This is a genomic window from Celeribacter baekdonensis (genome assembly GCF_003047105.1).
GTDB lineage: Bacteria > Pseudomonadota > Alphaproteobacteria > Rhodobacterales > Rhodobacteraceae > Celeribacter > Celeribacter baekdonensis_B.
In genome coordinates this window covers 54,181-64,040 of sequence record NZ_CP028476.1, presented here as the reverse complement: position 1 = coordinate 64,040, position 9,860 = coordinate 54,181, and the positions used below count along the sequence as shown (strand labels likewise).

Genomic DNA, 9,860 nt, shown 5'->3' with positions numbered 1-9,860 from the left:
CGATTTCCGGGCTGACAATTGAAGAGGCCGAATCCGTCCTGTTCCAAAAGCTTGTTGAATCTCAGATTGAGCCAACATTCAGCATCGAAATCTCGGTATTCAATTCCCAAAAAGTGTCCGTGGGCGGCGCGGTGTCTGATCCGGGCAATGTGCCCATCACATTGACGCCTCTGTATCTGGACGAAGTGATTGCAAACGCAGGCGGCGTCACAGCGCCAAGCATGGACTATGTCACGGTGCGTTTGTACCGCGATGGGACTTTGTACCAGGTGCCGTTGTCTGAGTTGTACTCCAGTTCAGGGATGCGGCGCATTCTGATGAAGTCGGGGGATATCGTCTTTGTTGATACGACCTATGAGCTTGATCAAGCCGCCGCCTATTTCCAACAGCAGGTCCAATTGGCCAGTTTCCGGCAAACGTCGCGGGTGACGGCGTTGAATGCGTTGAGCACTGAGATTTCGTTGCGCCGCGCCCAGTTGGGCGAAGCACGGAGCAACTTTACCGCCGTGAACGCGTTGGATGCGGTTGAGCGGGACTATGTGTATCTCACCGGGGAGCTAGTCAAATCCGGGCGCTTCACCATGCCCTTTGGCCGCACGGCAACCTTGTCGGATGCTTTTGTTTGATGGGGCCGGTGGGTTGAAAGTGAACACCTCTGATCCGCGCGAAATCTATGTTTTGCGGGGGTCCAGCGATCCGATGGAGTTTGACTCCGTCACCGCGTGGCATTTGAACGCGAAAAACGTGGCCCATATGGTCCTTGCCACACGGTTTGAATTACGGCCCAATGATGTGGTTTTTGTCTCTGAGAAACCTGTGACACGTTGGAATCGGACGCTGAGCCAAATCACACCGCAGATCGTCAATCTCGGCGCTTCGGCGGTGAATTGATTTCAAGCGAAGGCGCCTCTTACGGCGCCTTCCGAACCATCATCTTCTGACGAAAAGGCTTCGATATATGGCACCGTCTTTTGGCACCAGTGGTCTGCGCGGCCTTGTGACCGATCTCACCGATACGCTTGTGGCGGATTACGTTCATGCCTTTCTGACGACAGTGCCGGGATGTGACAGGCTCTATGTGGGGCAAGATCTGCGTCCGTCCTCGCCAGAGATTTCCGCAACGATTTGTCGTGTGGCACAGGAGGCGGGTGTCGCGGTTGTGGATTGTGGTGCTCTTGGAACGCCTGCGTTTCTCTGTCGTCGATGGGGCGGGGGCTGCGGCGATCATGGTCACGGGTAGCCATATTCCGGCGGATCGCAACGGGCTTAAATTCTACCTGCCCGATGGAGAAATTTCCAAGGCGGATGAGGCCAAGATCGGTGCGGCCTATGCCGCGCGGGCCCGCCACGCGAGCGGAAAGACCGGCAGCTATACGCAAAACACCCAAGCGGAACCGCTCTATGTGAAGCGCTATGTCGAGGCCTTCGGCGCGGGCGCTTTGTCGGGCCTGCGGATTGGGGTCTATCGGCACTCGTCCGTGGCGCGGGACACGATGGAAGCGATCTTTACCGAGCTTGGGGCCCAGATTGTGCCGCTGGCTCATTCTGACACGTTCATTCCCGTCGACACCGAAGCCGTTGATCCGCAGACACGTGCCGATTTGGCCGAATGGTGCCAGGCGCATGGTCTGGATGCGATCGCATCGACCGATGGGGATGCGGACCGTCCAATGTTGACCGACGCGACGGGCGCTGTGATCCCGGGGATGTGCTTGGGGTGTTAACAGCGCGCGTGTTGGGGGCAAAAGCTGTGGTCACGCCGGTGTCGTCAAATGACATGGTGCGGCGCCTGCCAGAGTTCACAGAGGTGCATTTGACCCGTATTGGCTCGCCTTTTGTCATTGCGGGCATGGAAAAGGCCCAGGCCACAGAACCCAAGGTCGTGGGATTTGAGGCCAATGGCGGGTTTTTTCTGGGCTTTGAGGCCCATTTGAACGGGGTACTTTCTCCCTTGCCGACACGCGATTGCATGTTGCCCATCATCGCGCCGCTCTTTGCCGCAAAACAGGCTGGAAAGCCACTCAGTGCGTTGTGCGCCGATTTGCCGGCCTGCTTTACCGCAGCGGATCGCCTTCAGGAGATTGACCGGGACAAGGCAGGCCGTTTTTTGACTTGGTTGATTGAAGAGTCTGCGGCGCGTGCGGCCTTTTTCGCGCCTTTTGGGGCGATTTCTGGCGTAGATTTGACGGATGGTCTGCGGGTGGATTTCGAAAGCGGTGATGTTGTGCATCTGCGCCCGTCCGGGAACGCACCGGAGTTTCGGATTTATGCCCAATCCGGGTTACAAGCGCAGGCGCAAAAGGTCATGGCCCAAGCTAAAGAGGCCGTCGCGGCGCAACTGGCGCGGTAGGTTATATTCCGATATTTGGTTTTTGTCGGTCTGCCGGAATTTTTGAGACTGGCAGGATAACGTGTCGAGGTTCATGAGACCGAATCGCAGCCGTACAGATTGCCATATTTCGAGCGTTTAGGCTTCATCCGCGATGTGCTGATCATGGGCGCACCCTTATTTTGTTGACGCATGACCGCGCCAGTCTCATGAATTCCGGCAATCCGACAGTGTTGTTTGGGCTTTGCGGCATGTCGTTCTTGTTCCATGAGTGGACACTAACGTATTGATCCCGTTGTGTTCTTGTTTCAATGCTGGATTATGGGTTCATCGTTGGACTGTGGTCGAAGTGCTGACCGAGTGGATGTCTTGGAACAGGCGGCTGCTCGCTTATGAAGATCGTTGATCTTGTTGAACATTTGGTCTCCTTCGCGGTGAGTCCACCGATTGGCCAAAAGGCCCGTCCACCGGTTAAATGAAAATTTCGAGGGCGAGAGGGGCGATTTCGGGCGAATCCACCCATGATGTCGGTCTGCCGGAATTCTTGAGACTGCGTTCCATGTGTTTTCAATAGCTTGCCTGTGTCGCATTTCTGAAACCGATTCAAGGTATGTGAGACTGGACGCCGATTTGAATCACCATTGGTGAGACTATCCGGCATCCATGCACTGAGTAAGTTATGTCCGATAATTTTCCAGCTGACAAGGATTGGGAAGAGGCGGAGTTTTCGCGCCGGGTGCTCGCGGAGCTGCCGGCCCAGCTGACTCAGGGCAATGTCGACTGGGCCATACGTCAGCTAAATGTCAGCCGATCCACGCTTTTTCGTCTGGTGAAGCAGTTCCGCGAGGACGGGCGGACCAGTGCACTTCTGCCGGACACCCGGGGCCCCAAACCTGGCATGCAGCCGCTGGACCGGCGGTGGAGAAATCGTGTCCCGCCACTTCAAGGGGCTTTATGCCACCCGCCGCAAACCTACCAGAACGCGGTTCTGGCGGGAGGTCGCCGCCGATTGTCGGGCTCAAGGGCTGGCACCGCCCTCGATCGTCGTCTGGGGCGCTGGCTGGAGCAACATGACCAGGCTAAGCTGATGGCCCGGCGAGAGGGCAAGGACAAGGCCGACCGGCGCTATCTGGCCACGCCTGGGGGGCTGGTCGCCAACGATCCGCTGGATATCGTCCAGATCGACCACACCAAGGCTGACGTGACAGTGGTAGATCCGGTGACACGACGCCCGCTCGGTCGGCCAACGCTGACGGTCGCGATCGACGTGAATACCCGCATGGTTCTGGGCTTCCACTTGTCCTGGAACCGCCCTCGCTGCTCTCCGTCGCCCTCTGCCTGACCCATGCGGTGATGGAGAAAATGCACTGGCTGACGGCGTGCGGGATCAGCACGGAGTGGCTGGCGCGGGGCATCCCGACCGCGATTTATGTGGACAATGGCGCGGAGTTCCATGCCCGGGCTTTTCAGCTTGCCTGTTCCGAATACCAGATCGACCTGCAGTACCGTCCGCCCGCACGCCGCGCTATGGCGGGCATATCGAGCGGCTGATCGGCACGATGATGGGCGCGATTCACCTGCTGCCGGGCTCGCATTTCTCGAACATCTTCGAGCGCGGCGATCTCGATGCCGAAGCCGAGGCGGTGATGACCTTGCGCGAGCTGGAAACCTGGCTGGCGCTGGAAATCACCGGCTCCTACCACGCGCGGGTGCATAGCGCGTTGGAAATCACGCCCTCGGCGGCCTGGGCAACACGGGTGGACGAAGTCAGACTCCGTATACCCGCCGATCTGCGCCAGTTCTTGGTCGATTTTCTGCCGTCTGAGCAGCGGGTTTTGCAGCGCGACGGCCTGCATCTCTTCCACATCCGCTACTGGGCGGACGAGTTGCGTTGGCTGATGGGCCGGGAAAGCCGCAAGTTCACGCTCAAATACGATCCGCGCGATCTCTCGCGCATCTTCGTGCTGACAGAGAGTGGGATCATCGAAGCCCGACCTGCTGATCTGACACGGCCTGCGATCACGCTCTGGGAGCACCGCGCGGCGCGGCGGGCCCTGCGCGAGGCTGGACGTCATTCTGTGGACGAGGAGTTGATTTTCAGGACGATCGAGGCGCAGCGCGACCTCGTCGACACCGCGGTACGGCAGACCAAGGCCACGCGGCGTCATCAGGCGCGGCGGGCGCATCTGGCACCCCGGCGCATGATCGACGTGACACCGGATGACGCCGCGCGAGATGCCTTGCCCGCGCTGGAAGGGGAGGGGAGCCCGTTCCTCAGCCATCCCGGCTTCAAGGTCGAGGAATGGTACGACGATGACTGAGTTCCCGCATCTCTACCCGGGAGCCGGCAAGATCGCCGCGCTCAGCGCCGACGAGCGCATTCACCGGATTCGCGCCGACCGCTGGGTCTCCTATCCCAGGGCCGAGGCGGCCTTGGAGAAGCTGGAAACGCTGATGTCGTTTCCCGAGCGCGCCCGCATGCCGAACCTGCTCATTGTCGGTGACAGCGGCATGGGCAAGACGATGATCATCGAGAAGTTCACCCGCGATCACGCGTCGAGCTTCGACGAAGCCAGTGGACGGCTGCATATGCCGGTCGTTGCGGTGCAGATGGTCTCGGGGCCCGACGAGTCGCGCTTCTACCGCCGGATCCTGGCGGCGATTGGAGCCCCCGAGCCGCCGCGGGCGACACTATCTGTACTTGAGAGTCTGGCCTTGCGACTGCTCGCCGAATTGCGCCCGGGGATGCTGGTGATTGACGAGATCCACAGCCTGCAGGCGGGCACGATCCGCGAACAGGCGCGATTCCTGAACATGCTGCGCTTTCTGGGCAACGAGCTGCGCATCCCGCTGGTTTGCGTCGGCACCGCACAGGCCCGCAACGCGCTGCGCACCGATGATCAGCTGGTGCGTCGCTTCGAGGCCTTCGCATTGCCGCCCTGGCGGGAGGGCGAGGATCTGAACGGGCTGATGAGCACGCTCACGCGCACGCTGCCGCTTCGGCGCCAAAGCCAGATCGACGGACACGCGCTCGCGCGGATCATCAAGGTGACTGGCGGCATCACCTCGGGCATCTTTTCGATCCTGTCGCAGCTGGCGATCGCCGCCATCGAAAGCGGCGAGGAACGCATCCTCTCGCGCGATATTCTGGGTGGCGACCGGTTGCAGGCGGTCCTGGGAGAGCCGGTGTGACGGGGTGCGGGCGCCTGCCGGTTGTTTACGCCCCCGAGGTCGACGAACGACTGTCTTCCTGGGCCGCGCGCATGGCCCCGTTCTACGCCATGACGGTTTCGGAATTCGTTGCAGCGCTTGGCCTGAAGGGGCACGACGTGTTCGACCTGGAATGGCGTCTTTCGGAAGGGCAGGGGGCTCTGATCGCGGCTTGGACCGGCCTTTCGCCTGAGACCGTGCAGGCCATGACCTTCCGGGAGTTGGGGTCTGCGGCGCGCATGATGATCGCGCGGAAGAACCGGCATACGTGTCCGCTCTGTCCCGAAGAGCTGCATCGCAAATCCGCCGCGCTGCCGTGGCGATTCAGTTGCCCGGTGCATGCTGTGGAGTTTCGGGACGCGACCGGCGAGACCCTGTCCGACCGGTTCGGTGCGGATTGCTTTAAGAAACTTGAAGGGCATGCCGAGGCCGGTGCCGCGTATCTGGATGCCTGGGCGCGCAGCGCGGGGCAGGGAGACCTGGAAGCGCCCGAAGTGCTTCAGGTTCTGACGGCGCGGCATCGCCGGGCCTCGCCGCCGAATGTCGACGAGCAACCGCGGATGTCGCTCCAGACCCGGCGGGACTACCATGATTTCCTCACCACGCCGATCCTCCGGCAGGCGCTGACGGTCGTCGTTCCCGAATACGATCAGGTGGCGCCAGTCCTTACCAAGCCGGTGCGCCCCGGTCTCCACGCCCTGGCGCAGGGCTCGCTGTTACAGGCCTTCGCGCTGACGGTTGGCATCGACCGGATCATCGAGGATCCGGTCAAATGGGCGATCTCAATCAAGCTCATGAGCGACGCGGAAGGGCAGGGACGGGTCCGGGAAGCGCTCCGATCATGGCCACTCTCGTTGAGGCGACGCATCTCGGCCCGGTTCTGGCGCGCTGAGCGCGACGAGAGCGCACGCCAGTCTGCCGAAAAAGCCGCGAGACAGCGCCAGTCTCACAAATACCGCACCATCCAGTCTCATAAATACCGGTACAGAATCTCATGAACCCCGACTCGCTTTTCAGGGAAGTGCTTGAATCTCATGAATTCCGGCCATCCGACACATGAAACTAAAACGACACGACAGCGTTTCCGGCCATTTCCATCTATGTCTGATAATGCAAACTTATTGGACATATATAGATCGCGCAAGCTGCGGCGGTTTGGAGTGAAATTTCTGGATAAAAGCGCCGCGTTGATATAGGCTCAAAGCATGACATTTGCCCGGCATGATCCTATCGACGATCTGGACACTCTACCCCTGATGCCCGCCTGGGTCACCTCGGCGCGTCCTGAAACCTTTGAAGATGTTGCGTTTTTGTCGGGTGCGGCGCTGAACCACCTGCATGTGGTATTGGGACACAAGGAAGTGCCCCAAGCCTTGTTGCGGGATCGTCTCGCGCTGCGCGCGGCCGAAGCCTGTATGGGCTTCGCAGGGCGGCCCGAACGGGCCGGGGCGTTGCGAGATGCACTCCATTTCCTGCGCCCGGGCGACCTGCCGGGACCGGCGGGAGAGACCTATCACCGCTGGCGCTGCGCGGTCGAACGGCCCGCCACACTCAAGTCGCTCCACCGCGCCTTGCCAGAGTTTGACCCTGACACAATCGCGATCTGGCTCGATGGGCACGGCGCGGGGCAGGGCGGCCCGGTTGCGCGCGCCGCCGCCGTTTTGGAAACCATCATGACGGATGTCCCGAGGGCAGAGGGGGCGGCGCTGATCCTGGCCGATGCGGCTTTGGCGCAGGCGCTCGGTTGGGAGCATCTGGTGCCGCTGCTGGCTTTGGGTCTGAAACGCGCCGATCTGCGCAAGCAGGGCGAGGCGTTGCGGCTGGCGTGTCATTGTGCCGTGACCGCATCGGCCTCTGAGACGGTGCGGCTGTCCTTAGAGCTGACCCGGACGGCCGCGCGCCTCAAAGCCGTTGCGCCAAAATTGCGCGCCAAAGGGGCAGACGATGCGGTCGAAATATTCCTGAACCGCGATGCGGTCGCGGCCTCGGCCTTGCCTTTGCCGGGCCGGTCCGCGCGCAGGCTGTGCGACCGGCTGGTCGACCTCGGTGCCGTGCGCGAACTGACCGGCCGCGACACCTTCCGGCTTTACGGGGTGTAAGATGGCAGAAGAGTTTGATCGTGACCTGTCCGACCTGCCGCCAGAATTGCGCTGGCGCGAATGGATGCGCCGGATCGAGGCGGTGCTGTTTGCCTCCGCCACGCCGGTCGCCCGCGAGGACCTGACCCGCGTGGTGGGGCAGGGGGTCTCAGTGGATCTTTTGATCGCGGACGTGTCGGCCGATCTGGACGGGCGGGCGTTCGAGGTTGCCAAAGTGGCGGAAGGCTGGATGTTCCGGACGCGGACCGCCTACGCGCCCGCGATCCGCGCCGCAGCGGACGTTGGCGATCAACTGATGGATCTCAACCGGTTCGACGTCGCGGTTCTGGCGGCGATCGCCTATCATCAACCGATTGCGCGCGACGGGCTCAAGGAGATCTTCGGCAAGGAGATCAGCCGCGACCTGATCGGGCGCCTGCACGCGCGCGGGCTGATCGGGACAGGGCCACGATCCCCGAGACGGGGCGCGCCCTACACCTTTGTCACCACCGAACAGTTCCTCGTTGCCTTCGGATTGGAGAGCCTACACGACCTGCCCGATCGGGAGCAGATGGAGGATGCGGGCGTGAAGCAAGAATGAGGGGAGCGAAGGATGTTCGAGGGCCAATGGGCGCAGTTCGGTCCACCCGTTTGCGCACGCGAGCGCGGGCGTCATGACCAGCAGGATCGCGGTCGCATTTTTACAAATCCGAGCACGCGATTCCCAGCGATGGAAGCCGGGAAAAGGGAAGCTAACGCTTACGTCTTCGAGCGGGAGGGCACTTCGTTTCACCCTCCTGAGACCATCCGTGCCGGATGGAAGTCTACACACCTGACGCAGCAAGCGGCCCGTTAGCCTCAAGCCTTTATAAATAAAGGCTTTTTGGGTTGTTGTTGCGGCTTCCGTGCACCCGTCTTTGTTTTTCTTTATTTTCAGAGGGTTAGTTTTCTCGTGCCATGTTATGCCACGCCCGTGCCATGCCGTGCCATCGCAGAAACGCATGAGTTTGCGGCCTAAAGGCAGGTGGGGTATGCGCCAGCAGGTCGGGAGAGCAATCCATTCCATTCCGGCGGCGGCCATCGACAGCGTGACTGAGATGTTTGGTGTTCCAGTAAATGATGATGGCGGCGAGGAGATTCAGCCCGGCCATTCGGAAGTGCTGGCCTTGAGCTGTTCGATCACGGATTTCACCTTGGCGCCCAATGCGCAGGGCGTTTTTCAGCGCATGATGCGCTTCGCCCTTATTCAGGCCGATTTGGGCACGGCGTTGCATATCGGCATCCAGCAGCCAATCGATGATAAAGAGCGTCCGTTCGATCCGGCCGATTTCGCGCAATGCGACCGCTAGTTCATGCTGTCGGGGATACGGGAAACGGGTTCTCAGCGCTTAGAGTAGGATTCTGCACTCTCCGGCATCAGACCCCACATGCCAGAACTGGCAACCTGACAATGCCCTTAGATCCCACCTAGCCAAGAGAAATCAACATGATAGTTTCACCCGACCACACCCAAGGATTGATCGGCAGATGAAGCCCTATAGCGTTCTGATTATCGAAGACAGGCCAGACATCGCGACACGGTTGAAGACCGCAGTGGCGGCGCATGCCAGTTTGGTCGTCGGCGATGTGTGTTGGACCTTGGATCACGGGTTACAGCGGCTCTTTGATCTCAAACCGCGGGTTGTTCTCGTGGATCTTGGTCTGCCGGACGGGTCGGGGATTGAAGCGATCAAAGCGGTTGCCGCCGCTGAGTGGGAGGTCGATGCGCTGGTCATTTCGGTCTTTGGCGATGAGGCCCGTGTGGTGGAGGCCATTCAAGCCGGGGCGCGGGGCTATATCTTGAAGGGCGGCGATCTTGGGCAAGTGGGTGATGATATCCAAACCTTGATTGATGGCGGCAGTCCGATCAGCCCGGCGATTGCGCGCCATGTGTTGAACCTTTTGAGTGATCATGCTGGCCTGACATCGGGCCTGACATCTGGCATGGCGACGGGGAGGGTGGAGACGCTGACGCCGCGGGAAACGGAAATTCTCCGCGCCATCGCCCGTGGCTACAAACGCCGCGAAATCGGTGATCAACTTGGCATTTCCGGCGGCACGGTCGGCAATCACATCACGCAGATTTACCGCAAGCTCAAGGTCAGTTCCAACACTGAGGCCGTTGTGCAAGCGGCCAAGAACGGCATGATTTGATGGGAGCGGGCGCGCGGGTTTATGGCGGTGTCGTGGCATGGATCCTTGCC

At 60.7% G+C, this 9,860-nt stretch carries 12 protein-coding genes and 2 pseudogenes; 13 read left to right on the top strand and 1 reads right to left on the bottom strand.

Features of this window, described 5'->3' with window-relative positions:
- The 12 genes and pseudogenes from DA792_RS21550 to scpB form a co-directional block, all read left to right on the top strand.
- A partial coding sequence (locus DA792_RS21550; RefSeq protein ID WP_199908213.1) for a polysaccharide biosynthesis/export family protein occupies window positions 1–626 on the top strand: 626 nt, incomplete at its 5' end.
- Complete coding sequence (locus tag DA792_RS21545; protein ID WP_107722852.1) at window positions 613–891, top strand: hypothetical protein; 279 nt, start codon at window positions 613–615, stop codon at window positions 889–891. The genes DA792_RS21550 and DA792_RS21545, both read left to right, overlap by 14 nt.
- Window positions 892–958: 67 nt before the next feature.
- Window positions 959–1,277: pseudogene (locus tag DA792_RS23375) on the top strand (phosphomannomutase); the annotation flags it as partial.
- A 126-nt stretch (window positions 1,278–1,403) separates the two neighbouring features.
- Entirely contained in the window at window positions 1,404–1,724 is a 321-nt protein-coding gene (locus tag DA792_RS23370; protein WP_368074518.1) for a hypothetical protein, read from the top strand.
- The gene (locus DA792_RS23365) at window positions 1,718–2,350 is read left to right on the top strand and encodes a hypothetical protein (RefSeq protein WP_368074516.1); all 633 of its coding nucleotides are present in this window, start codon (window positions 1,718–1,720) and stop codon (window positions 2,348–2,350) included. Before DA792_RS23370 ends, DA792_RS23365 begins: the two co-directional genes overlap by 7 nt.
- A 658-nt stretch (window positions 2,351–3,008) precedes the next feature.
- Complete coding sequence (locus DA792_RS22970) at window positions 3,009–3,671, top strand: hypothetical protein (RefSeq protein WP_254679752.1); 663 nt, start codon at window positions 3,009–3,011, stop codon at window positions 3,669–3,671.
- A 20-nt stretch (window positions 3,672–3,691) separates the two neighbouring features.
- On the top strand, window positions 3,692–3,880 hold the full coding sequence (locus DA792_RS22965) for a transposase family protein (protein WP_254679751.1): 189 nt from the start codon (window positions 3,692–3,694) through the stop codon (window positions 3,878–3,880).
- A gap of 8 nt (window positions 3,881–3,888) precedes the next feature.
- The gene (locus DA792_RS22960) at window positions 3,889–4,650 is read left to right on the top strand and encodes a Mu transposase C-terminal domain-containing protein (RefSeq protein WP_254679750.1); all 762 of its coding nucleotides are present in this window, start codon (window positions 3,889–3,891) and stop codon (window positions 4,648–4,650) included.
- Window positions 4,643–5,521: a TniB family NTP-binding protein gene (locus tag DA792_RS21530; protein ID WP_074646627.1), complete on the top strand. Its 879-nt coding sequence runs from the start codon at window positions 4,643–4,645 to the stop codon at window positions 5,519–5,521. Before DA792_RS22960 ends, DA792_RS21530 begins: the two co-directional genes overlap by 8 nt.
- Window positions 5,522–5,592: 71 nt before the next feature.
- Window positions 5,593–6,537 (top strand): TniQ family protein, encoded by a 945-nt coding sequence (locus tag DA792_RS21525; RefSeq protein WP_245708054.1) that lies wholly within the window; start codon window positions 5,593–5,595, stop codon window positions 6,535–6,537.
- Between the two features lie 207 nt (window positions 6,538–6,744).
- Complete coding sequence (locus tag DA792_RS21520; RefSeq protein WP_107717393.1) at window positions 6,745–7,638, top strand: DUF1403 family protein; 894 nt, start codon at window positions 6,745–6,747, stop codon at window positions 7,636–7,638.
- Between the two features lies 1 nt (window position 7,639).
- Window positions 7,640–8,218: an SMC-Scp complex subunit ScpB gene (gene scpB, locus DA792_RS21515; RefSeq protein ID WP_107717395.1), complete on the top strand. Its 579-nt coding sequence runs from the start codon at window positions 7,640–7,642 to the stop codon at window positions 8,216–8,218.
- Between the two features lie 340 nt (window positions 8,219–8,558).
- Here scpB and DA792_RS21505 read toward each other — a convergent pair.
- A pseudogene (locus DA792_RS21505) lies at window positions 8,559–9,002 on the bottom strand (Tn3 family transposase); the annotation flags it as partial.
- A 142-nt stretch (window positions 9,003–9,144) separates the two neighbouring features.
- On the opposite strand from DA792_RS21505, the gene DA792_RS21500 reads away from it, so the two are divergent.
- Window positions 9,145–9,810 (top strand): LuxR C-terminal-related transcriptional regulator, encoded by a 666-nt coding sequence (locus DA792_RS21500; RefSeq protein WP_107722820.1) that lies wholly within the window; start codon window positions 9,145–9,147, stop codon window positions 9,808–9,810.
- The last annotated feature ends 50 nt before the right edge of the window (window positions 9,811–9,860 follow it).

What these genes read in the sequence shown, in the direction of transcription:
- DA792_RS21545 (WP_107722852.1), top strand. Translation starts at nt 613, where the DNA reads ATGCTTTTGTTTGATGGGGCCGGTGGGTTGAAAGTGAACACCTCTGAT.
- DA792_RS22970 (WP_254679752.1), top strand. Translation starts at nt 3,009, where the DNA reads ATGTCCGATAATTTTCCAGCTGACAAGGATTGGGAAGAGGCGGAGTTT.
- DA792_RS22965 (WP_254679751.1), top strand. Translation starts at nt 3,692, where the DNA reads ATGCACTGGCTGACGGCGTGCGGGATCAGCACGGAGTGGCTGGCGCGG.
- DA792_RS22960 (WP_254679750.1), top strand. Translation starts at nt 3,889, where the DNA reads ATGATGGGCGCGATTCACCTGCTGCCGGGCTCGCATTTCTCGAACATC.
- DA792_RS21530 (WP_074646627.1), top strand. Translation starts at nt 4,643, where the DNA reads ATGACTGAGTTCCCGCATCTCTACCCGGGAGCCGGCAAGATCGCCGCG.
- DA792_RS21525 (WP_245708054.1), top strand. Translation starts at nt 5,593, where the DNA reads ATGGCCCCGTTCTACGCCATGACGGTTTCGGAATTCGTTGCAGCGCTT.
- DA792_RS21520 (WP_107717393.1), top strand. Translation starts at nt 6,745, where the DNA reads ATGACATTTGCCCGGCATGATCCTATCGACGATCTGGACACTCTACCC.
- scpB (WP_107717395.1), top strand. Translation starts at nt 7,640, where the DNA reads ATGGCAGAAGAGTTTGATCGTGACCTGTCCGACCTGCCGCCAGAATTG.
- DA792_RS21500 (WP_107722820.1), top strand. Translation starts at nt 9,145, where the DNA reads ATGAAGCCCTATAGCGTTCTGATTATCGAAGACAGGCCAGACATCGCG.